Source organism: Crenobacter cavernae (genome assembly GCF_003355495.1).
In the GTDB taxonomy this organism is placed as follows: domain Bacteria; phylum Pseudomonadota; class Gammaproteobacteria; order Burkholderiales; family Chromobacteriaceae; genus Crenobacter; species Crenobacter cavernae.
The window spans coordinates 3,035,001-3,057,162 of sequence record NZ_CP031337.1 but is presented as its reverse complement, the minus strand read 5'-3'; the positions used below and the strand labels follow the sequence as shown (position 1 = coordinate 3,057,162).

Annotated in this window: 17 protein-coding genes; 8 read left to right on the top strand and 9 right to left on the bottom strand. The window is 62.7% G+C overall.

What is annotated here, in order from left to right; translation table 11 throughout:
* Positions 1 to 41: 41 nt before the first annotated feature.
* From DWG20_RS14805 to DWG20_RS14780, 6 genes are all read left to right on the top strand, one after another.
* Positions 42 to 1,373: a mechanosensitive ion channel family protein gene (locus DWG20_RS14805; RefSeq protein WP_245944730.1), complete on the top strand. Its 1,332-nt coding sequence runs from the start codon at positions 42 to 44 to the stop codon at positions 1,371 to 1,373.
* On the top strand, positions 1,358 to 1,999 hold the full coding sequence (locus tag DWG20_RS14800; protein WP_115434520.1) for a response regulator transcription factor: 642 nt from the start codon (positions 1,358 to 1,360) through the stop codon (positions 1,997 to 1,999). Before DWG20_RS14805 ends, DWG20_RS14800 begins: the two co-directional genes overlap by 16 nt.
* Positions 1,996 to 2,451: a dihydroneopterin triphosphate diphosphatase gene (gene nudB, locus DWG20_RS14795; protein WP_115434519.1), complete on the top strand. Its 456-nt coding sequence runs from the start codon at positions 1,996 to 1,998 to the stop codon at positions 2,449 to 2,451. The genes DWG20_RS14800 and nudB overlap by 4 nt, the downstream gene beginning before the upstream one ends.
* Positions 2,439 to 3,200 (top strand): endonuclease/exonuclease/phosphatase family protein, encoded by a 762-nt coding sequence (locus DWG20_RS14790; RefSeq protein ID WP_115434518.1) that lies wholly within the window; start codon positions 2,439 to 2,441, stop codon positions 3,198 to 3,200. Before nudB ends, DWG20_RS14790 begins: the two co-directional genes overlap by 13 nt.
* Positions 3,201 to 3,612: 412 nt before the next feature.
* Positions 3,613 to 4,959, top strand: a complete 1,347-nt coding sequence (locus tag DWG20_RS14785; RefSeq protein ID WP_115434517.1) for a sigma-54 dependent transcriptional regulator — start codon at positions 3,613 to 3,615, stop codon at positions 4,957 to 4,959.
* Between the two features lie 196 nt (positions 4,960 to 5,155).
* Complete coding sequence (locus DWG20_RS14780; RefSeq protein ID WP_115434516.1) at positions 5,156 to 6,331, top strand: transporter; 1,176 nt, start codon at positions 5,156 to 5,158, stop codon at positions 6,329 to 6,331.
* A 67-nt stretch (positions 6,332 to 6,398) separates the two neighbouring features.
* On the opposite strand, the gene DWG20_RS14775 is transcribed toward DWG20_RS14780, so the two are convergent.
* The 4 genes from DWG20_RS14775 to DWG20_RS14760 form a co-directional block, all read right to left on the bottom strand.
* A complete protein-coding gene (locus DWG20_RS14775) occupies positions 6,399 to 6,845 on the bottom strand; it encodes a hypothetical protein (protein ID WP_115434515.1) in 447 nt (148 codons plus the stop codon).
* Between the two features lie 9 nt (positions 6,846 to 6,854).
* Positions 6,855 to 7,544, bottom strand: coding sequence for a C39 family peptidase (locus tag DWG20_RS14770; RefSeq protein WP_220271970.1), 690 nt, complete (start codon positions 7,542 to 7,544; stop codon positions 6,855 to 6,857).
* A 58-nt stretch (positions 7,545 to 7,602) separates the two neighbouring features.
* Positions 7,603 to 7,995 carry a hypothetical protein gene (locus DWG20_RS14765; protein ID WP_115434514.1) on the bottom strand — a complete coding sequence of 131 codons (393 nt, stop codon included), beginning with the start codon at positions 7,993 to 7,995 and terminating at the stop codon, positions 7,603 to 7,605.
* A 108-nt stretch (positions 7,996 to 8,103) separates the two neighbouring features.
* Positions 8,104 to 8,847, bottom strand: coding sequence for a hypothetical protein (locus DWG20_RS14760; RefSeq protein WP_115434513.1), 744 nt, complete (start codon positions 8,845 to 8,847; stop codon positions 8,104 to 8,106).
* A gap of 494 nt (positions 8,848 to 9,341) precedes the next feature.
* Between DWG20_RS14760 and DWG20_RS14755 the strand changes: the two genes are divergently transcribed.
* Positions 9,342 to 10,190 carry a CHAD domain-containing protein gene (locus DWG20_RS14755; RefSeq protein WP_115434512.1) on the top strand — a complete coding sequence of 283 codons (849 nt, stop codon included), beginning with the start codon at positions 9,342 to 9,344 and terminating at the stop codon, positions 10,188 to 10,190.
* A 3-nt stretch (positions 10,191 to 10,193) separates the two neighbouring features.
* Here DWG20_RS14755 and dnaE read toward each other — a convergent pair whose 3' ends face one another.
* The 4 genes from dnaE to DWG20_RS14735 form a co-directional block, all read right to left on the bottom strand.
* Entirely contained in the window at positions 10,194 to 13,637 is a 3,444-nt protein-coding gene (gene dnaE, locus DWG20_RS14750) for a DNA polymerase III subunit alpha (protein WP_115434511.1), read from the bottom strand.
* Between the two features lie 129 nt (positions 13,638 to 13,766).
* Entirely contained in the window at positions 13,767 to 14,015 is a 249-nt protein-coding gene (locus DWG20_RS14745) for a PhaM family polyhydroxyalkanoate granule multifunctional regulatory protein (RefSeq protein ID WP_115434510.1), read from the bottom strand.
* 99 nt (positions 14,016 to 14,114) lie between these two features.
* Positions 14,115 to 16,394, bottom strand: a complete 2,280-nt coding sequence (locus DWG20_RS14740) for an NADP-dependent malic enzyme (protein ID WP_115434509.1) — start codon at positions 16,392 to 16,394, stop codon at positions 14,115 to 14,117.
* A 390-nt stretch (positions 16,395 to 16,784) separates the two neighbouring features.
* Positions 16,785 to 17,789 (bottom strand): TRAP transporter substrate-binding protein, encoded by a 1,005-nt coding sequence (locus DWG20_RS14735; protein ID WP_115434508.1) that lies wholly within the window; start codon positions 17,787 to 17,789, stop codon positions 16,785 to 16,787.
* Between the two features lie 130 nt (positions 17,790 to 17,919).
* Between DWG20_RS14735 and DWG20_RS14730 the strand changes: the two genes are divergently transcribed.
* Positions 17,920 to 20,235: an ATP-binding protein gene (locus DWG20_RS14730; protein ID WP_115434507.1), complete on the top strand. Its 2,316-nt coding sequence runs from the start codon at positions 17,920 to 17,922 to the stop codon at positions 20,233 to 20,235.
* A gap of 14 nt (positions 20,236 to 20,249) precedes the next feature.
* Here DWG20_RS14730 and nadB read toward each other — a convergent pair whose 3' ends face one another.
* Positions 20,250 to 21,827 (bottom strand): L-aspartate oxidase, encoded by a 1,578-nt coding sequence (gene nadB, locus DWG20_RS14725; RefSeq protein ID WP_115434828.1) that lies wholly within the window; start codon positions 21,825 to 21,827, stop codon positions 20,250 to 20,252.
* Positions 21,828 to 22,162 lie beyond the last annotated feature (335 nt).

The following is a 22,162-nucleotide window of genomic DNA, read 5'->3' as shown; positions in this document are numbered from 1 at the left end:
GCGCCAAAGGCTCGGCCAACCTTTTGAAGGGAGAGCAAGGTTTGCTGATTTACCACCGCGACGAACTCACCATCGACATCCTGTGGGACGCGCTGCAGACAGCGTCGGGGCTGATGGAGCTTGCCATCACGCTCGCCTGTATCGGCGCGGGCTGGCTGATCGCGCGCCGGGTCTACCGTCGCTTCTTCGAGCCACACCCAGGGCGGCTCGACCGCTTCCTGCCCTACGTCGGCTTCCGCGTCGTGCTGCCTATCGCGTCGCAGATCCTGGTGATCGTGTCGGCGGCGGTGTGGGTGTTGCTGCTCAAGCGCCCGGCGCACGTGCTGCCTATCGTATCGGCGATGCTGTTCTGGCTGGCGGCGATCCGCGTGCTCGCGGCGATGCTGCGCCAGGCGATGCCCAAGGGCAAGTTCGAACGCGGCAGCGAACAGTCGCTGTCGGTGCTGCTGTGGCTGGCGTTCATCACCTGGGCGATCGGCGCCGACAGCCTGGTGATCGACTGGCTGCAGTCGGTGACCTTCCACGTCGGCAAGTCGAAGCTCGACCTGTTGATCGTGATCACCGCCATCCTGTGGGTCGCGGTGATCCTGGTCGGCGCGATGTGGGTCAGCCGGCTGATCGACAACCGGCTGATGCGCATCGGCGAGCTCGACATGAACCTGCGCATCGTGTTCTCGAAGCTGGCGCGCACCATCCTGATCGTCGCCGCCGTGCTGATCGCGCTGCCCATCGTCGGCATCGACCTGACCGTGCTGTCGGTGTTCGGCGGCGCGCTCGGCGTCGGCTTGGGTTTCGGCCTGCAGAAGATCGCCAGCAACTACGTGTCCGGCTTTATCATCCTGCTCGACCGTTCGATCCGCATCGGCGATAGGCTGATGGTCGACAACCGCGTCGGCTACGTGTCGCAGATCACCGCGCGTTACGTCGTGCTCAAGGGCCTGGACGGCTCGGAAGCCTTGGTGCCGAACGACACGCTGATCGCCAATACCGTGATCAACCAGTCCTACTCCGACAAGGCGATCTGGACTAGCCTGCAAGTGCAGGTCGCCTACGGCACCGACCTCGACCTCGCGCTCAAGCTGATGGGCGACGCGGCTCAGCATCCGAGGCTGTTGAAAAACCCGGCGCCGGCGGCCTTCGTCACCGCTTTTGGCGACAACGGCATCATGCTCGAGCTCGGCTTCTGGGTCGCCGATCCGGAAAACGGCTTCATGGGTCTGAAGTCCGACCTCAACCTCGCCATCTGGCGCAGTTTCAAAGAACATGGCGTAGCGATGCCGTTCCCGCAGCGTGAAGTCCGCATCCTCAACCCGGCTGCGATGCCGGGCCCAAGCCCATCCATTCAAGAGGGACCGCCGTGCAGCGAAGGCTAGCGATCATCGACGACGACGCCGCGGTACGCGACGCGCTCCTGTGGCTGCTCGAAGGCCACGGTTTCGAAGTGGACGGCTATGACAGCGCAGAGGCCTTCCTCTGTGCCGGCGTGGTCGACAGCTATCAGTGCATCGTGCTCGACCTCAGGCTGGCCGGCATGAGCGGCATCATGCTGCTCGAAAGCTTGGTCGAGCTCGCCTACGTGCCGCCGGTCATCATGCTGACCGCTCACGGCGACGTGCCGCACGCCGTGGCGGCGCTCAAGCTCGGCGCCTTCGACTTCCTGGAAAAACCGTTCGACAACGCGAGGCTACTGGCCCTCGTCGAAGCCGGCATCCAGAAGGACGACGACGCGCGCGGCAGGCACCAGAGGCTGTCGCGCGTCGAAGCCGCACTGGCCTCGCTGACCGAACGCGAAAAGCAGGTGATGGCGCTGGTGCTGGCCGGCAAGCTCAACAAGCAGATCGCCGATACGCTCGCGATCAGCATGAAAACGGTCGAAGTGCACCGTGCGCGTGTGTTCGACAAGATGGGCGTCAAGTCTGCGGTCGAACTTGCCAACCTGGTGGCGGTGCTCGGCGACGAGACGGCCAGCCGTTTCGGGCTGGGCGGGGAGGGCGCATGAGCGGCTACAAGCAGCCGGTGTCGGTCCTGGTGGTGATCTACACGCCGGCACTCGATGTGCTCTTGATCGAACGCGCCGACAAGGCCGGCTACTGGCAGTCGGTGACCGGCAGCCGCGAGGGTTTTGAAACGTTGGCCGAGACCGCACGCCGCGAGGTGCAGGAAGAGACCGGGCTCGACGCCGCGCTTTATCGCTTAGAGGACTGGCAGCACACCAATACCTACGAGATCTTCGACCACTGGCGCGCGCGCTACGCGCCGGGTACGACGCACAATGTCGAACACGTGTTCGGCCTCGAGGTCCCCGAGCCGTTGCCGGTCAGGCTGGCGCCGGGCGAACACGTGGATTTCGAATGGTTGCCGTGGGAGGCCGCTCGAGACAAGGTGTTCTCGCCGTCGAACGCCGAGGCGATTACCCAACTGACGACCCGGGTGGTCGTATGCGGTCGCTGACGATCACGACCTTTAATATGCACAAGGGCATGTCGCCGCTCAACCGGCGCGTGCAGCTGCCCAATATCGCCCACGGCCTGGCCAAGCTGTCGCCCGACCTGCTGTTCCTGCAGGAAGTGCAGGGCAAGAACGCGCTGCGTTCCTTGCGTTTTTCAGACTGGCCGAGCGAGGCGCAACACCATTACTTGGCGCGAAGGCTGTCGCACAAGGCTGCCTACGGCCTGAACGCGGCTTACAATCACGGCCATCATGGCAACGCTATCCTGTCGCGCTATCCGCTGAGCACCCGCTGCAACGTCGACATCTCGGTCAACCGCCTCGAACAGCGTGGCCTGCTGCACTGCGATTTGCAGCTTACCGGCTGGCCGGTGAAGGTCGCCGCGCTTTGCGTGCACCTCAACCTGCTGGCGCACGACCGCCGTAAACAGCTGGCCAAGCTGCGCTCCTATATCGACCACGCCATTCCCACCGATACCGCGTTGATCATGGCCGGCGACTTCAACGACTGGCGCGGAGAGGCAAGCTCGATCCTCGCGGGTGAGCTGGGTCTGAACGAGGTTTTCGAGAGCCTGTACGGCCGCCACGCGCGGAGTTTCCCGGCCCGCATGCCCATGCTGCCGCTCGACCGCATCTACGTCCGCGGCCTGTCGCCGGTTGCGGCCGAAGTGCATCAGGGGCTGCCGTGGGCGGCCTTGTCCGACCATCTCCCCCTCACCGCCAAGCTCGTTCTCTTGCCTTCGCAAAGCTGAACGGTATCCGCTATACCGAAGTGAAGTCAGCCTCCTTTGCGTTTGCCATTGACATTGTCCTTGCAATTGCTCCTCGTTGTATTTCCCAATGTAATCAAGGCGTGACAGTCAATTTGTCTCTTTCCTTGATTTCACTTCTGGCATGAACCATTCTGCTGATAAGGACTGATCAGGAACTGCTTGAAAGACTTTCATCAAGCTGGAACTGATAGCGTGTTCCGCTTTGGTCGGCGCTACGTTTTTTACGATTCGGCCGGCTCTGGAAAACTGAACAACTGAAAAGTGTCCGCGATGCAGGGAGCGATGGATAGGGAACCCCCTTTTCGTTAGAAACGTCGGCCCCCCTCATGCCGAGTTTGTGCTCCCGACTTCCCGCTAGAGGAGCGGCGGAAGCTTAGTTAGGGGTGCCACCGTGAGTCAGCGTGAGGTATTGGTTCTCGGCCAGCGGTGTGTGGGAGTCGCCGAAGAGTTGACGCAGGCGCTCCCGGGCTGGCGGATCATCACAGCACACAATGTAGGCGAGGCGCTTGCCAGCATTGGAGACTTGGTTCGTCCCATCATCGGCTTGATTCACATCGATGTAAATGACATCGACCCGCTCAATGCCTTGGAAAACATTAGCGTTGCAGCGGGTGTGATGGAGTGGATCGCCTTGGTCGAAAGAGAACATCTTAGTGCCGGCCAAGTCTGTCACTTTATTTCAGATCACTGCTACGACTTTCATACGCTTCCCTTGGACGCTTCGCGCTTGGCCATTACTTTGGGGCATGCCCATGGACGGGCAGAGTTGCGTCTCAGGCACAGTCGCCAGTACAGCAAACCGAACCAGTTCAATATGGTGGGCTCAAGCGAAGCAATGAAAAAACTGTTTGCTAGCCTCGGAAAAGTCAGTGGCAGCGACGCTCCTGTTCTCGTTCATGGTGAAAGCGGAACGGGAAAAGAACTGGTTGCCAAGGCAGTGCATATGTCGTCGCCGCGTGCCGATGGTCCGTTTATTGCAGTCAATTGTGGAGCCATTCCTGCCCATTTGGTACAAACAGAACTGTTTGGTCATGAAAAGGGCGCGTTTACCGGAGCCCATCAGCGCAAGATAGGGTTGATCGAGTCGTCCAACGGTGGAACCATTTTTCTTGATGAAATCGGTGATCTTCCGCTCGACCTTCAGGTCAATTTTCTGAGGTTCTTGCAAGAAAAGACAATAGAGCGGGTCGGGTCGGTGCTGCGTATCGGTGTCGACGTTCGCGTGATCGCGGCCACGCATGTGGATCTTGGCAAGGCCATCGCTGAAAAACGTTTTCGTGAGGATCTTTACTATCGTTTGAGTGTGCTGGTCTTGAGCGTGCCCCCCCTGCGTGAACGTTGTGACGATATTGAAATTTTGGCTCGCTGGTGTTTTAACGAATTCTCTCTAGAAAAAAACAGCAAAGTCCAAGGGTTCAGCAATAAGGCTCTGCAGGTGATGCGTGATTACTCATGGCCGGGCAATGTACGTGAACTGATTAACCGGGTACGTAGCGCGATGGTGATGAGTGAGAGCCGTTTGATACGGCCGGAAGACTTGGGGCTGATCGTCGAGAATGGGTTTTGCGATGCCACTGTAAATGCGCTAGATGTTGCGCGTGGGAGGTTGGAGCGAAGCCTTATTCAGCAGGTGCTGCAGCTGAACAAGCAAAATGTGGCAGCAACTGCCAGGCAGCTGGGGCTGTCCCGTTCCACCCTGTACCGGATGATGAACAAGCTTGAGCTTCAAAAAGAATAGCGTTGCCCTCCGAAAGCGGACTACGTCAACCAGGGCGATAGAGGATATGCCGCTCAGGGCTGGATCGGAGCCCGGTCGTGATTCGCGCGGATAAGAATTTGGATTTGAATGATTTTTGTCATATGGCGTTGATGCCATAGGGAGTGACCAACCGGCCTGGCCGTTCTTTTTAACGACTATTGCTCAAGGGGGTTTTATGAATCCGATCTCGTCGTTTTCCACCAAACCGTTGTGCCTAGCCTTGGCCGCCGGTTTCTTTTCCTTGCCCGCATTTGCCCTTTCGACCTCCGATCACTCGCCGCAAACCGCAGGCGGCGGCGAGATCTTCCCCATCAAGATCGCCGCAAACGACCCGGAGTTGATGTCGACCGATCAGGGGCAGCCGTCGGCTTCCTCGTCTAAGGCGTCTTCGCAATCGTCCGTTCCGCAAAGGGTCAAGAATATCTCGACGGCCTTCGAGAAGCCGGGGGTGCTGACGCCGAGGGGCTCGTTCGTCTTCGACCCCTCAATACAGTTCTCGACGACCTCGTCGAACCGCGTCGCGATACTCGGCTACACGATCGTTCCCGCGCTGACCGTTGGGGTGGTTGACGTCCGTTCGGTGAGCCGCAACACCTTCGTCGTCGCCTTGGGCGGCCGCTACGGCGTGACCAACCGCCTCGAAATAGAAGGGCGCATCCCTTATGTGAACCAGCACGATTCGTCGGTCAGCCGACCCATCGGGGATCCTGCAGTTAGTGATAAGGTATTCAATACCAATGGCAACGGTATCGGCGACGTTCAAGTGGGGCTGCGCTACCAATTGAACGATCCGGTAGGAGGTGACCCGTTCTATATCGCCAGCCTGCGTGTGCAGGCGCCGACCGGCGAAGGGCCGTTCGACGTTCCATACGACAGCGCTACGAATCTGCAGACCAAGGTGCCCACCGGTTCGGGTTTTTGGGGGGTGCAGGTCGGCGGGTCGGCAGTCTTGCCGTCCGATCCGGCGGTCTTCTTCGGTGGGGTCAGCTACCAGTGGAACCGTCCCGAAGATGTCGACAAGACGCTGAATATTACGCCGGGCAATAATGTGACTCAGCGTATCGGCAGGGTGGATCCCGGTGATGTGTTCCAGTTCAACTTCGGCATGGGTTTCGCCATCAATAACAAGTCGTCCTTCAGCATCGGTTATGACCACAATGCGATCTTCCGTACGAAGATCAATGGTCAATATGCCGCCGATGCGCAGAGGCTGATTCATGTCGGCTCGTTGCTGTTCGGCTATTCTTATACGACGAATCCGAGGGAATCGGTCAACCTGATATTGGGGGTCGGTACGACCAGAGATTCTCCCGACGTGCAGATCACGTTGAGGGCTCCGTTTTCGTTGTGATCGCGAGACAGGAGTGGCGAAAAAGGCTGTCACGGAAGTGACAGCCTTTTTTCAAGCACCCGAAGGGTCAGCGTATGATGCCATGGACGAGGGACTGGTTGACTGAATAATTATTTATCATTTGCCGGAAGATAGAGAGGTTGGCAACTTGCGCATCGATCGTCGTGATCGTCCGGATTATCTGGTCGTTCACGACATTCTGGATGACCAGCGCGGTGGGGAAGGGCGCCTGGGAGGTGGCCAGCCCGTCGTTGCTGTTCCATTGAAACTGGTTTTCCGCCTGCAGGACGCCGTTGATATAGACCGATCGCCGCAGATTGATGTCGACGCCGAGGTTGCTGAATGCCATGCCCCCCCTGAGCGTGTCCATCTTTGCCGCGTCGACTTTGCGGGCTGTAAGACGGTCGGGACCAGCGTCGTCGGCCTGCGCGAATTGCATCGGCGCGAGCAGGCCCGTGAGGCAGACCAGGGCGGCTCTGGCGAGGCCGAGGCGTTTTTTGACTGACATAGACATGGTCGGCTCCTAAAAATCAGTTGGCCCACGCATCATCAGGCTCCATGTGGAGAGGCTGGCGTCGGGAAGGGCCGTGCGCAACGGGGCCTTTGCGACGATTTGCCAGTCACGGGAGCGGTTGAAATGTTTTTTACCCACTTCCTCGCGGGCGGTGATCAGCAGCGCTATCTTTCCCCACATTTTTTCGAACTGGTCGCGCGGGTAAATCTTCGCACCTATGGACGGGTCGCTGACGAGCACGCTATTCTTACGGATGCCGGTTACTACGACGAAGTGCTTGTAACCGCCGGTATTCAACAAGACGATGGCCGGGACGCCCAGTTCCGCCAAATCGTCCAGACTGACTTCGTAACCGTCCGATGACATGCTCCGGCTTTCCAGATAGCGCTTCATGTCGCCCATCGAGAAGCCGGAACGGCGGATCTCCTTTTGATCTCCCTTTTTGAACATCGCCAAGAAGACCTGTTTTTCGCCGACCGGATACTTGTAGTGGTACTTCAGCAGCGTGGCCAGCGCCGCCGACCCGCAGCTGAAGTCGTATTGCTGCCGTACGATGTTGCGAAAAGCCTGCTCTTTGTAGCTCGTGACATTCAGCGAATATATTGCATTCGGCCCGGATATGATGACGTCAGCGTTGACCGATGCCATCCAGGTGAGTCCGGCAACGGCAAGGCAATATGCCAGAGTCTTGCTGCGCATGGACGGCTCCTCTCTTGGAAGAGCAGGCCGCGTGCGCGGCCTGCTGTGAGGACAACGGCTACTGCATGGTCACGTTGACGGTGGTGATATTCTGCATCAGCACGTTATTGCCGCTGTTCTGGAAGACCGTACCGATACCCGTCATGCCAGTGAAAGCCCCATCGGCAATCGTGTTTTTACCCGTGAGCACCTTCGCCGAGTCGGCAATGTTTGTATCGCCGACCGTCCCATCGATATCGGCCTCGCTGGTGGTATTGGTGATGGCTAGGGTGCGACTGCCCTGCTTGCCCCTTTGCTTCTCCAGGCTTGGTGCTAGCGACAGCCTGGAGAAGGACGAGGACATGGAGACCGTCGCGGGCGATTCGTCCTCGACCGTCCCGGAATGCGCCGGGCCGGCCAAGGCGGCCAGCCCCAATGCGCCGGCAATAAGGGATCGATAGAACCTGAACATGATGGCACTCCGCGTGATCCACCGGCAAAAAGGGGTAAACGGAAAGCGGTAAGGATGCAGAACCGCTTTCCGTTCGCTCTTGCCCATTGGCGTTACCGATGAAGGTTATTATTGGCCAGTGTTACCCGACTGGTTGAACGCGGCGCTCACGTTGTTCTGCTGCTGGATCATGGCGTTGATGCCGGTGTTTTGCGCTGCGTTGGCGATACCCTGGACAGTAACGCCAGCCATCTCGTTGTTACCGGTGATCACGGAATTGATCGAGGCCGCTTCGCCATTCGCTCCCGCTTCTCCGCCGGCCGCACCCGCAGCCGCCTCTGCATGAGCATCTGCCGCGGCGTCCGCGCCGACTTCTTCTTCCTCCGCGTCTGCTTCCGCAGTCGCGTCGGCCTCGGAGTCCGCCCCCCCTTCCGCATCCGCGCTCGTCTCTGCATCCGCGCCGGCATCGGCATCGCCACCGCTGATGTCGGTATCGCCCACTTCGCCTTCCATGTCGGCGTCCACGCTCGACTCTACGGTGTTTTCATAGTCCCAGTCGACGTCAACATCGACGTCGACGCTGTTGTCGATGCTGTGATCGCTGTTATCGCTGTTATCGGTGCTGTTATCGCTGTTGTCATCGGTTTCGGTGCTGTTATCACTGTTGTCTTCATTCTCGCTGTTATTGCTGTTATCGGTTTCATGCTCGCTGTTGTCTTCAAGTTCAAAGTTGTTTTGTTCAGCGTCGCCCAGCGCGGCAACGCTGCCCTCTTCAGCGGACACTTCGTTGTCCGCGATTCCCTCTTCTTCGGCCATCGCGGCCGGTACGGCAAAAGCCAGGGCGATAGCAGCGGCGAGTGCAAGCTTTCTCATGATCGTTCTCCTGAAGTTTCATCTTGAGTAACAGGTTGTTGATTCAGCTAGGCGCTTCGTTGTGCGCACTCTCCTATACGCAACCGCCGTGCCACCACGAAAAGAATTTGCCAATGCATTGATTTGCAATGGCTTTCTTCGCGTTTGGTGTTGCCTGTGACATTTTTTTCAGTTCAGGTCGGTGTCTCAAAAATGGAGCACCGTGGCGTTTCCTTATGGGGTGTTTTTGCGGCGGCCCCAATAAAACCGGGGTGTTGCGAGCGGTTTCAGTGAGGTGGCATGAGTGTTTCAAAGCTGAAACAGTTTCGCGGAGTGTTTCAGAAGCGGTGTAGCCCATGCCGGCTGCGTCTGTTCTGACTTTGATGGCGGGAACCAGAGCGGCATTCCGGCGGGAAACGCAGTCTTGTTCATGTCGCGACGGCGCAGGCAGTTAGCGGTTGGGGGTGCGCGGGGTGGGCTGATAGCATGAAGCAGGACAGCACAGGAGTGGCGGTATGAAGAAAACCGTGTCGCGCACCCGTCAGCCGGAAGAGATGCGCGCCAGGCTGGCGCAGCATTACGAGGCGCTGGTGGAGATGGCCTTTCACGCCATGGCCAGGCTGAACGCGGACGCCGATCCGGAGGCGCTGCACGACTTGCGGGTAAGCCTGCGCAGTCAGCGCGTACTGTTGGTGGCGTTTCGCGGCCGTGCGTCGGTGGCCGAGGCGAGCGGAAGGTTGGCCGAGGCGGCCAGGCTGAGCAATGCGGTGCGGGATCTGGAGGTGTCGCTGGTCTGGGCAGATTCCTTGCTCGCTGAAACCGGCGTCGGGGCGGAGGCGCGGCAAAGTTTGGCCGAGCAGTTGGCCGGTGCGCGGGCCGAGCTGATGGCGGGGCTGCAGCACGCGCGTCTGGACGAAGCGCTGGTCGACGCCGAACTCGCCTGGTTCAAGGCGCTCAACCGCATCAGGCGCAAAGCGCTGCTGCAAAGGGTGCGTCGGCGCGCGCTCAGGCTTAGCACGCGCATGAACAAGGCCTGTCTTGCCCTGCCGAAGGAGGGGGCCGCGCTATCGGACTGGCATCCGGTGCGCCTGCTCGGCAAACGCCTGCGTTACTGGGTGGAAGGGTTTTCGGAGTGCCTGCCGCGCGGGCAGCGGCGCTTGGCCAAGCCGCTGCGTTTTCTGCAGCTGAGCCTGGGAAATTTGCAGGACCTGGCGGTGCTGCAAGGCAGGTTGGCCGAGGGAGACGCGCCGCCGGCCGAGTGGTTGACGGCGATCGGCCGCCATCAGGCGAAGAGCGAGTGCGCGGCGGTCAAGGTCTTGGCCGAGCTCAAGCCGCAGCTTGCCAAGGCCCGACGCCGGCACTGAGCCTTACCACATCACCTTGACGGACGAATTGCCCAGCCAGTCCCGAAGGGAGATCAGCAGCCCTTCGTCGAGGCGCACGCCCCATCGTTGAGGTAGCGCGATATCGCCGCGCGCCGAACCGTTGTGGTAGTCGACGCGCACCGGGCAGCCGCCTTCCTCGCTCCGGAACGGCTGGATCAGCGTTTTGAGCTTCATCACGTCGCTGTTGCCGTTCATCGTGATACGCAGGCCGCGCGCGAAACGGCTGCGCGCCTCGCCGAGGTCCAGCAGCTTGTCGGCGATGATGCGCAAGCCGCCCGAGAAGTTGTCCTCGCTGACCTTGCCTTCGACCACCAGCACCGTATCTTCCTTGAGCTTGGCGCGGTTGGCGTCGAACGCCTCGGCGAATACCGACACTTCGAGCTTGGTGCTGCCGTCGTCCAGCTGCACGAAGGCCATCTTGCCGCGGTTGCCGACCTTGGTGCGGATGCCGGTCACGAAACCGGCCAGCAGCTGCGGCTCCTTCCTCGGGATCAGCCGCGACAGCGGCGTCTTGATGAACGCGCGCACTTCCTTCTCGTACGCGGTGAACGGGTGGCCCGACAGGTAGTAGCCGATCGCGAGCTTTTCCTCCGCCAACTGGGTCGCGTCGTCCCACGGCTTGGTGTCGACCATCTCCACGGTCGGCGCCGAGCCGGCGTCGAGCAGGTCGAACAGCCCGCCCTGGTTGGCGTTGGCCGCTTCCTGGTCGGCCGCTTCGATCGCGAGGCCAACGTTGGCGATCAGCTTGGCACGGTTGGCTTCTACGCGATCGAAGGCACCGGCGCGGATCAGCGATTCGATTGCGCGCTTGTTGACGAGCTTCTTGTCGGTGCGGCGGCAGAAATCGAACAGGTCGGTGAACGGCCCGCCTTCCTGGCGCACGGCGACGATATGGTCGACCGCCGCCTCGCCGGTGCCCTTGACCGCGCCGAGCGCATAGCGGATGTGTCGGCGGTCGACCGGAACGAAGCGATAGAAGCTCTCGTTGACGTCCGGCGGCAGGAAGACCAGCTTGTTGGCGAGCGAATCGTCATAGAACACTTTGAGTTGGTCGGTGTTGTCCAGTTCCGACGACATGGTCGCCGCCATGAACGCGGCGCAGTGGTGCGCCTTCAGCCACGCGGTCTGGTAGGACACCACCGCGTATGCCGCCGTGTGCGACTTGTTGAAGCCGTACTCGGCGAACTTCGCCATCAGGTCGAACAATTGCTCGGCCAACTTCGGGTCGTAGCCCTTGGCCGCCGCGCCCTGCGCGATCTTGCCGCGGTGCTCGGCCATCTCCTCGGGCTTCTTCTTGCCCATCGCGCGGCGCAGCATGTCGGCGCCGCCGAGCGTGTAGCCGCCGATGATCTGCGAGATCTGCATCACCTGTTCCTGATACACGATCACGCCGTAGGTCGGCTCGAGACACGCGGTCAGGTCGGGGTGGAAGTAGTCGACCTCCTGCTTGCCGGCCTTCCGCAGGATGAAGTCGTCGACCATGCCCGAGCCGAGCGGACCCGGACGGTACAGCGCCAGGACGGCGATGATGTCCTCGAAACGGTCGGGCTTGAGCTTCTCCAGCAAGCGCTTCATGCCGTCCGATTCCAGCTGGAACACCGCGGTGGTGTTCGCGTCCTGCAGCACCTTGTACGCAGCCGGGTCGGTGAAGGCGAGCAGGTTCAGGTCGGTGGTGAAGCTCGCATCGAGGTCTTTGATGTAACGGACCGCGAGGTCGATGATCGTCAGGTTTCTGAGGCCCAGGAAGTCGAACTTCACCAGGCCGATAGCCTCGACGTCGTCCTTGTCGTACATCGACACCGGCACCGCGTCGTCGCCGGACGCCTGGTACAGCGGGCAGAAGTCGGTCAGCCTGCCCGGCGCGATCAGCACACCGCCGGCGTGCATGCCGATGTTGCGCGTCAGGCCCTCGAGCTTGAGCGCGAGCTCCCACAGTTCGCGCAGTTCTTCCTCGTTTTCCAGCCTTTCCTTGAGGATGGGCTCCATCTCGACCGCGTCGTCGAGCGAGTACTGCTTGCCCGGCGCGGCCGGGATCAGCTTGGACACGCCGTCGCAGAACATGTACGGAAGATCCAAGACTCGGCCGACGTCGCGCACCACGGCCTTGGCCGCCATGGTGCCGAAGGTCGCGATCTGCGACACCGCCTCGGCGCCGTACTTCTGGCGCACGTATTCGATCACCCGGTAGCGGTTGTCCTGGCAGAAGTCGACGTCGAAGTCGGGCATCGACACCCGCTCCGGGTTCAGGAAGCGCTCGAACAGCAGCGCGTAGGCGAGCGGGTCGATGTCGGTGATGCCGAGGCTGTACGCGACCAAGCTACCGGCGCCCGAGCCGCGGCCCGGGCCGACCGGGCAGCCGTTGTTCTTCGCCCAGACGATGAAGTCGGCGACGATCAGGAAGTAGCCGGGGAAGCCCATCTGGATGATGGTGTCGGTCTCGATCTTCAGCCGCGCGTCGTATTCGGGACGGCGTTCGGCGCGCAGCTCGGGGTCGGGGAACAGCTTTTCCAGCCGTTCCTCCAGGCCCTTTTGCGCGCAGTCGACCAGGTAGTCGTCGAGCGTCATGCCGTCCGGCGTCGGGAAGTCGGGCAGGTAGTTGGTGCCCAGCTGCACGGTGATGTTGCAGCGCTTGGCGATTTCCACCGAGTTGGCGAGCGCCTCGGGGATGTCGGCGAAGCGTTCTGCCATCTCGTCGGCCGACAGGAAATACTGGCATTCGGCGAAGTTCTTAGGGCGGCGCTTGTCGCCCAGCGTGTAGCCCTCGGCGATGCACACGCGCGCCTCGTGCGCCTTGAAGTCGTCCGCTGCCATGAACTGGATCGGGTGCGTCGCGACCACCGGCAGGCCGGTCTCGCCGGCGAGCCACAAGGTCGCCTGAACCACCTGCTCGACCTCGCGGTTGTCGAGGCGCTGCAGTTCCAGATAGAAGCCGCCGGGGAAGACGCCGGCCCAGTACTCGGCGCGGCGGCGCGCTTCGTCGGGGTTGCCGTTGACCAGCGCCATGCCGACGTCGCCCAGGTGCGCGCCAGACAGGCACAAGAGGTTGCTGTTGTCGCCGGCCTCCAGCCACTCGCGCTTGAGTTCCGCGCGGCCGCGGTGCTGGTTCGACAGGAAGGCCTCGGCCAACAGTTCGGACAGGCGGCCGTAGCCGTCGCGGTTCTTGGCGATCAGCATCAGCCGGAACGGCTTGTCGCGGTCTTCCTCGTTTTCCAGCCAGGCGTCGACCGACACGATCGGTTTGACGCCGGCGCCGCGGCAGGCCTTGTAGAACTTGACCATGCCGAACAGGTTCATCAGGTCGGACATGCCGAGCGCGGGCAGGCCGAGCGCCTTGGCGCGCTTGACCGCATCGTCGATGCGGACGATGCCGTCGCTGACGGAGAACTCGGTGTGGAGACGGAGGTGGATAAAAGCCGGTGCATTCATGGGCGCTATTGTACCGCGCGCCCGACCGGCTGCGTGCAGGCTTGGCCTAGCCGGTGCTTGGCCTCGGCTAGGCTTGCTTAAGGAGGGTGAGTGGTTGAGGGTTGGCCGAGCCCGGTTCGAGAGGGGCGCTCAGCCGTCGGACTTGGGCTTCAGCGCGGCGAGCGTGGCCTTTTGCATCTCGAGCGTCTTGATCTGCATCGCCAGCGCGCCGAGGTTCATCGTCAGCCAGCCTTCGACGACCTTGAGTTCGGTGATGCGCCTTTCGATCTCTTCCTCGCTCATCGGCGGCAGGAAGGGTTGCGCGCCGGGCGGCGTGGCGTTCTGCCAGAACTGGCGCAGCAGCGCGAAGGGGTCGTTCGGGTTGAAGTCGGCGCTCATGCGGTCTCCCTTTGGGTATTGGTGAAGCGGCTTATGCGGCCCAAAACAAAAACGGGCAAGCCTGAGCTTGCCCGTTGAGTATAGCGCCGGGTGTCAGGCTTAGGCCTGGGCCACCTGCGCTTCGACGGCCGCGAGCGCCACCATGTTGACGATGCGACGCACCGACGAGATGGAGGTCACGATGTGCGCCGGCTTGGCGATGCCCATCAGGATCGGGCCGATGGTCACGCCGTCGGCGGCCGATACGCGCAGCAGGTTGTAGCTGATGTTGGCTGCCTCGACGTTCGGCATGATCAAGAGGTTGGCCGAGCCCTTCAGCGTGCTGTCCGGCATGGTCTGCTGGCGCAGGCTCTCGTTCACCGCGGCGTCGCCCTGCATTTCGCCGTCGATTTCCAGGTCCGGCGCGCGTTGCTGGACGATCGCCAGCGCTTCGCGCATCTTCTGCGCCGAGACGCTGTTGATGGTGCCGAAGCTGGAGTTGGACAGCATCGCTACCTTCGGCTGGATGCCAAAGCGTTTCACCGTCTCGGCGGCCATCAGCGTGATGTCGGCGAGCTGTTCGGCGGTCGGGTCGGCGTTCACGTAGGTGTCGGCGATGAAGATGTTGCCGGTCGGCAGCATCAGCGCGTTCACCGCGGCGGCCAGTTTCTTCGGATTGTCGTAACCCAGGACGTCCTGGATGATCTCGAAGTGCTGGCGGTAGGCGCCGTAGGTGCCGCAGATCAGCGCGTCGGCCTCGCCGCGACGCACCATCAGCGCGCCGATCAGCGTGGTGTTGCCGATCACGCGGCGACGCGCCTGCTCTTGCGACACGCCGCGACGCTTCATGATCTCGTAGTACTCTTTCCAGTACTCGGCGTAGCGCGGGTCGGACTCGTTGTTCACGAGTTCGAAGTCGCGGCCCGCCTCGATCTTCAGACCCAGGCGCTCGATGCGCTTCTCGATCACGCTCGGGCGGCCGACCAGCACCGGGAAGGCGATGCCTTGCGACACGATTTCCTGCGTGGCGTGCAGCACGCGCTCGTCTTCGCCTTCGGTCAGCACGATACGCTTGGTGTTCTGCTTGGCGGCGGTGAACACCGGCTTCATGAACAGGTTGGTCTTGTAGACGAACTGCGACAGCTGCTCGTTGTAGGCGGCGAAGTCCTCGATCGGACGCGTGGCGACGCCGGAGTCCATCGCGGCCTTGGCGACGGCCGGCGCGATCTTGACGATCAGGCGCGGGTCGAACGGGACCGGGATCAGGTATTCCGGGCCGAAGGTCAGTTCCTGGCCGCCGTAGGCGGAGGCGACGACTTCGTTTTGCTCGGCCATCGCCAGGTCGGCGATCGCGCGCACGCAGGCGATCTTCATCTCTTCGTTGATGGTCGTCGCGCCGACGTCCATCGCACCGCGGAAGATGAACGGGAAGCACAGCACGTTGTTGACCTGGTTCGGGTAGTCCGAACGGCCGGTGCCGATGATCGCGTCCGGGCGGACTTCCTTGACCAGCGACGGCAGGATTTCCGGTTCCGGGTTGGCCATCGCCAGGATCAGCGGGTGGGCGGCCATGGACTTCACCATGTCCTGCGAAACCAGCTTCGGGCCGGACAGGCCCATGAAGATGTCGGCGCCGACCATGGCGTCGGCGAGCTTGCGCTGGCCGTTGTCCTTGATCGCGTAGCGCTTCTTCGAGTCGTCCATCTTCTCGTCGCGGCCTTCGAAGATCACGCCCTTCGAGTCGCAGACGGTGACGTTCTCGCGGGTCACGCCGAGTGCGACCAAGAGGTCCAGACACGCGATCGCGGCCGCGCCGGCGCCGGAGGCGACGACGCGCACGTCGGCGATGTCCTTGTTGGTCAGGCGCAGGCTGTTCAGGACGGCGGCGGCGGCGACGATGGCGGTGCCGTGCTGGTCGTCGTGGAACACCGGAATGTTCATGCGCTCACGGCACTTCTTCTCGATGTAGAAGCACTCCGGCGCCTTGATGTCTTCGAGGTTGATGCCGCCGAAGGTCGGCTCGAGCGAGCAGATGATGTCGACCAGCTTGTCCGGGTCGAGCTCGTTGACCTCGAGGTCGAACACGTCGATGCCGGCGAACTTCTTGAACAGCACGCCCTTGCCTTCCATCACCGGCTTGCCGGCGAGCGCGCCGATGTTGCCGAGGCCCAGCACCGCGGTGCCGTTGGAGATCACCGCGACCAGGTTGCCGCGGGCGGTGTATTTGTACGCGTTCAGCGGATCTTCGACGATAGCCATGCACGGCGCGGCCACGCCCGGGGAATAGGCGAGGGCGAGGTCACGTTGGGTGGCTAGCGGTTTGGTCGGGGCGACCTGGATCTTACCGGGGGTGGGGAACTGGTGAAAATCGAGTGCGCTCTGGCGCAATTGCTCATCCATCTGGGAGCTCCTGAGGGCTTTGGGCAGGTTTGGAACACGTTTCCATTATTATACGGCCAACCCTTCTCTAGGGCTATGGCTCCAGGCTATAGCGCCTATAAGCGCGCAAAGTGGTGCGTTCCTCCGCGCCGCGCGCCATCGAAGTTGGCCGAGCTTTTTGACAGCTGTCTCGCCCCGAGTTTCTGCGGCCTTCGCCACGCACGAACCGGCGATTCTATGGCCCATGCGGGTGATGACCGGCAGCGTCCGACCACGTCTTCGGGCTCGGGTGAGGGCACCATTCTAAAGGTCGCCGATCGTCGCTGCGATCAGGAACACCCCGCATACGCGGCAATAGAGAGTCATGACGTTAGACTGTCCGCTTGCGCCGAAGGGTGAAGCCTCTTGTGGTCAATGGTTCGGGTTGAAGGCGGTTTCCTTGTAAATCGTCTGGATCACGTCGCGGCCGATGCGGTCGGCCATTTTCGCGTGCACCGGCATCATCGCCTTCTTCAGCGCTGCGCGCTCGACCGGGGTCGGCGTGTAGATCTGCGTCTTGCCCGAGTCCCTGATCTTGGCGAGGTCGACGTCGTTCTCGGTCTTGGCGATCTGGTTGGCGTAGCGCGTCGCGTCGCGCATCGCGCCTTCTAGCGTGGCGCGGACGTCGCCCGGCAAGCCGTCCCAGAACGTCGTGTTCACGATCACCGCGTAACCGAGGTAGCCGTGCTGCGACAGCGTCAGGTGGCGCTGCACGGAGTGCATGTTCTGCGTGTACAGGTTGGACGGCGGGTTCTCGGTCCCGTCGACCACGCCGGTTTCCAGCGCCTGGTAGACCTCGGAAAAGGCCATCACCTGCGGCAGCGCGCCGAGCGCGCGCATCTGTTCCTCGAGCACCTTGGAGTTCTGGATGCGCATCTTCAGGCCCCGGAAGTCGGCCGGCGTCCTGAGCGGCCGGTTGGCCGAGAAGTCCTTGAAGCCGTTGTCCCAGAACGCGAGGCCCTTGATGCCCTTGCTCTCGAGCTTGGCGAGCAGTTTCTCGCCGACCGGCCCCTCGGTGACCTTGTGCAGATCCTGATAATTGTCGAACAGGTAGGGCAGGTCGAACGCCTCGAACTCGCGCACACCCAAGGGGCCGAACTTGGCGAGGCTGGGGGCGAGCATCTGCACCGCACCCAGTTGCAGCGCCTCGAGTTCTTCCTTGTCCTTGTAGAGCTGGCTGTTCGGGTAGACCTGGACCTTGACGCGGCCGTTTGTCCGCTGCTCGGCCAACCTTTTGAAGTAGTCGGCCGCCTTGCCTTTCGGGGTGTCCGGCGCGACGACGTGGCTGAACTTGATCACGATCTCGCCATCGCGCGGCATGCAGCCGGCCAGACCGAGGGTGGCGCCAAGCAGCAGGGCGGCAACTTTCAGCTTCATCTTGCGGGTTCTCCTGTCGGGCGTCCGACGGCACGAGGACGCGCCTTTATACACTAGGCGCGGCGGCGCCGAACATGCCATTGGGGAATTCCGCATTGCGCCTTTCGCGCCAAGTCGCATCATTCACTAGATGAAGCCTACCCTCGAACCCAAACGCTCGCCTCGTCCGCTGTGGCTGATGAGCGCGCTGTCGTTGCTCGCGCTGTTGTTCACGCTGTCGGGCCTCTTTTACCTGCTGTACCGCGACTGGGTCGACGAGCAGCGTGACGGGCTGATTCAGGAAATGCTGTGGCTCGAGCAGTCGCTGCGGCTGCAGATGCAGAGTCACCGCGAGTGGGGCGAGGGACAGGCACTCGACATCGCCGAGGGGCGGCTAGACGAGGAGCAGTTCCGGCGCAACGTGCGAGCCTTCCTGCGCGAGAACCGCGAGTTGGCCGAGGTGCAGCGCATCGGCGATCACGGCGAGGTGAGGTGGGACGGCAGGCGTGTGCTGGAAAAACCGGCAAAGCTCGCCGGCGACCAATACGACGCGGTGTGGCGCGCGAGCCGCCTGTTGCGCCCGGCCTACGGCGAACCCTACCGCGGCGGCGCCGAGAACAAGGTGCGCATCGACCTGGCGGTGCCGTTGGTCAAGGACGGCCGCTACCAGGGCAGCGTGCGCCTCACCTATCAGCTCGACCTGCTGCTGCAGCAGCAGGTGCCGTGGTGGATCGCGTCGAAGTACCACGTCGGCATCGTCGACGTCGGCGGAAAGCTCTTGGCGAGCAAGTCCGAGCAAGCGGCGCACCCTGACGGCGTGGCCTACCAGATCGGCTTCGACCCGCCCGGCCACGGTCTGTCCTTGAGGGCCGTCTCGTACCGGGTCGGCATCGGCCTGACCTTGCCGGTGATGAGCGGCTTCATCCTGTTCCTCACGCTGTCGCTCGCGTTCACCGTGTGGCGCATCCGCCGTCACGTGCGCGAGCGCGCCGCGGCAGAGCGCACGCTCGCGCACGAGGTGTCGTTCCGCCAGGCGATGGAAGACAGCATGAAGGGCGGGCTGGTGTCGCTCGACCGCGCCGGGCGCATCGAACGCGTCAACCGGGCGTTCTGCCAGCTGACCGGTTACGACGCCGACGCGCTGGTCGGCCTGACGCGGCCGTACCCGTTCTGGCCGGCCGACGAGGCGGTCGCACAGGAAGAGGTGTTCGCGCGGGCGCTGGTCGGGGACGTGCCCGAACAGGGGCTCGAGCTGTCCTTCCTGCGCGCCAGCGGCGAGCGGGTCGAGGTGCGGCTGTTCATCACGCCGCTGATTGGTGGCGGCACGCAGCGCGGCTGGATCGCGTCGCTGTACGACGTGACCGAGGTGCGGCGCCAGCGCATCGAACTCAAGGCCGCGCACGAGCGCTTTCTCGCAGTACTCAACGGCCTCGACGCCGGCGTATGCGTCACCGGTTGCGACCACGGCGAGCTGCTGTATGCGAACCCGGCGTTCGGTCGCCTGTGGTGGCGCGTCGAGCCCGACGCCGGATATTGCCCGCTGCTGCCAAGGTTGGCCGAGCCCGGCGGCGCGCCGCTCGAGTTCACGCTCGACGACGGCCGGCGCTGGTTTCAGCTGCAGCGTCGCCGCATCGCCTGGGTCGACGGCACCGAGGCGTGGCTCGATATCCTCGCCGACGTGACCGAGGCGCACGAGCGCGAGGCGCGCGAGCGCGCGCAGGCCGAGCGTTTCCAGACCACGTCGCGGCTGATCGCGATGGGGGAGATGGCGTCCAGCCTGGCGCACGAACTCAACCAGCCGCTGACCGCGATCAATACCTACGCGTCGGGCCTGATCCGCCGCTTGCCAGACGATGGCAGCCTGCCCAAAGGCACGTACGGCGCGGTCGAGGCGATCGCCGAGCAGGCGCGGCGCGCCGGCCAGATCGTCAACAGCATCCGCGCCTTCATCAAGAAGCACGAGCCGCAGCTCGAATGGTCGGACCCCGAGCGCATGGTGTCGCGTGCGGTGAGCTTGGCCGAGCCGCTGGCGAACAAGCACGGCGTGCGGCTGACGCTCGAGCCCGACGCGCGGCCGCTGTCGCTGCAGGTCGACCCGGTGCTGATCGAGCAGGTGCTGATCAATCTGATAAAAAACGCGGTCGAGGCGCTGGTGTCGGCGCGTACCGCACGGCCGCACGTGCAGGTGCGGACGCACGTCGGCGCGGCGTACTGGCGCGTCGAGGTCGCCGACAACGGGCCGGGCCTGTCCGACGCGATGCAGGCCAATCTGTTCACGCCGTTCTATTCGACCAAGCCCGAAGGTATGGGCATCGGCCTCAACATCTGCCGCTCGATCGTCGAGTTCCACCGCGGCGAGTTCGGCGTGCACAGCACGCTGTCGGGCGGCTGCGTGTTCTGGTTCACGCTGCCCTTGTCGCGCCCCGGCCCGGAAAACAAAACGGCGTCCGAAGACGCCGTCGAATGAGTCGCCGGATGGACTTACGCGCTCGGGCTCAGCATCGTGTCGTGAGGCTCGGCCAACATTTCGGGGTAGTCGCGGCTGTAGTGCAGGCCACGGCTTTCCTTCCTCAATAGCGCCGAGCGCACGATCAGTTCGGCGGTCTGCACCAGGTTCCTGAGTTCGATCAGGTCGTTGCTGACGTGGAAGTTGCTGTAGTACTCGTTGATCTCCTCGGACAAGAGCTTGATCCGGTTCAGCGCGCGCTCCAGCCGTTTGTTGGTGCGCACGATGCCGACGTAGTCCCACATCGCGCGGCGCAGCTCGTCCCAGTTGTGCGAGATCACCACCTCCTCGTCCGGGTCGGTGACGCGGCTGTCGTCCCAGCTCGGGATCACGGGCAACTCGGCGGGCTGGGCGTTGAGGATCTCGGCGGCGGCGGCGCGGCCGATCACCATGCATTCCAGCAGCGAGTTGCTCGCCAGCCGGTTCGCGCCGTGCAGGCCGGTACACGCGACCTCGCCGACCGCGTACAGGCTGTCGACGTCGGTGTGGCCGTCGAGATCGGTCACCAGGCCGCCGCAGGTGAAGTGCACCGCCGGCACCACCGGGATCGGCTCCTTGGTGATGTCGATGCCCAGTTCGAGGCAATGCGCGTAGATGTTCGGGAAGTGCTCCTGGATGAAGCTCGCCGGCTTATAAGAGATGTCCAGATAGACGCAGTCGAGGCCGTGGCGCTTCATCTCGAAGTCGATCGCGCGTGCGACCACGTCGCGCGGCGCGAGTTCGGCGCGCTCGTCGTGCGAGGGCATGAAGCGCGTGCCATCCGGCAGGCGCAGGATGCCACCTTCCCCGCGCACCGCTTCGGTGATCAGGAAGGACTTGGTGTGCGGGTGGTAGAGGCAGGTCGGGTGGAACTGGATGAACTCCATGTTCGATACGCGGCAGCCGGCGCGCCAGCCCATCGCGATGCCGTCGCCGGTCGCGGTATCCGGGTTGGTCGTATACAGATAGACCTTGCCGGCGCCGCCCGACGCGAGAATGGTATGGCTGGCGGCCAGCGTCACCACCTCGTCGGCCTGCTTGTCGAGCGCGTACGCGCCGAAGCAGCGGTTGCCATCGAGGCCGAGCTTCTTCGACGTGATCAGGTCGATCGCGATGTGGTCCTCGAGCACCGTGATGTTCGGGTGTGCCTTGATCTTCTGGCCGAGCGTGCTGGTCACCGCTGCGCCGGTGGCGTCGGCCGCATGGATGATGCGCCGGTGGCTGTGACCGCCTTCGCGCGTCAGGTGGTAGCCGGTCTTGTGCGTCTCGTCCTTGGTGAACGGCACGCCGAGCTCGATCAGCCAGTCGATCGCCTCCTTAGAGTGCTCGACGATGAAGCGCGTCGTGTCTTCATTGCACAGGCCTGCGCCGGCGACCAGCGTGTCCTGGATATGCGCCTCTACGGAGTCGCCGGTGTCGAGTACGGCGGCGATCCCGCCCTGCGCGTAGGTCGAGCTGCCTTCAAGAAGGTCACGCTTGGTGACCAGGCCAACCTTGCGGTGTTCGGCCAAGTGTAGCGCCAGCGTCATCCCGGCCAGGCCGCTGCCGATAATCAGTACGTCAAACTTCAACATCGCGATCATGTCCCGAAAAGATCTTCAGCAGGCAAGACTAGCAGAAAGCGCGGGCGAAGGGGCAGGGGGTCTGACGGGCGGAAACCCCGATAGTCAAAGGGCTTGCAGGGCTCGGCCAACCTTGGGTGTAGCGGTGCTTTCAAGATTCTTTCACAAAGGTGTTGACGGCTCGGTCGGGTCTGGGTATAGTTCGCCTCCTCTGCTGCAGACGCAACCAAGCGAAAGCGGCGCCGATCTTTAAGAACATGGACAACCGATAGGTGTGAGTTTCTGGCCGAGGCGAGAAACTGGCACCAGCAAGACAAGCGATCTTCGGATCGCAAGCCTTGCGGACC

Coding starts and splice junctions, on each gene's coding strand:
- DWG20_RS14765 (WP_115434514.1), bottom strand. CDS start 7,995: ATGTTCAGGTTCTATCGATCCCTTATTGCCGGCGCATTGGGGCTGGCC.
- DWG20_RS14740 (WP_115434509.1), bottom strand. CDS start 16,394: ATGGATGAGCAATTGCGCCAGAGCGCACTCGATTTTCACCAGTTCCCC.
- DWG20_RS14775 (WP_115434515.1), bottom strand. CDS start 6,845: ATGTCTATGTCAGTCAAAAAACGCCTCGGCCTCGCCAGAGCCGCCCTG.
- nadB (WP_115434828.1), bottom strand. CDS start 21,827: ATGTTGAAGTTTGACGTACTGATTATCGGCAGCGGCCTGGCCGGGATG.
- nudB (WP_115434519.1), top strand. CDS start 1,996: ATGAGCGGCTACAAGCAGCCGGTGTCGGTCCTGGTGGTGATCTACACG.
- DWG20_RS14755 (WP_115434512.1), top strand. CDS start 9,342: ATGAAGAAAACCGTGTCGCGCACCCGTCAGCCGGAAGAGATGCGCGCC.
- dnaE (WP_115434511.1), bottom strand. CDS start 13,637: ATGAATGCACCGGCTTTTATCCACCTCCGTCTCCACACCGAGTTCTCC.
- DWG20_RS14745 (WP_115434510.1), bottom strand. CDS start 14,015: ATGAGCGCCGACTTCAACCCGAACGACCCCTTCGCGCTGCTGCGCCAG.
- DWG20_RS14730 (WP_115434507.1), top strand. CDS start 17,920: ATGAAGCCTACCCTCGAACCCAAACGCTCGCCTCGTCCGCTGTGGCTG.
- DWG20_RS14790 (WP_115434518.1), top strand. CDS start 2,439: ATGCGGTCGCTGACGATCACGACCTTTAATATGCACAAGGGCATGTCG.
- DWG20_RS14760 (WP_115434513.1), bottom strand. CDS start 8,847: ATGAGAAAGCTTGCACTCGCCGCTGCTATCGCCCTGGCTTTTGCCGTA.
- DWG20_RS14770 (WP_220271970.1), bottom strand. CDS start 7,544: ATGCGCAGCAAGACTCTGGCATATTGCCTTGCCGTTGCCGGACTCACC.
- DWG20_RS14735 (WP_115434508.1), bottom strand. CDS start 17,789: ATGAAGCTGAAAGTTGCCGCCCTGCTGCTTGGCGCCACCCTCGGTCTG.
- DWG20_RS14780 (WP_115434516.1), top strand. CDS start 5,156: ATGAATCCGATCTCGTCGTTTTCCACCAAACCGTTGTGCCTAGCCTTG.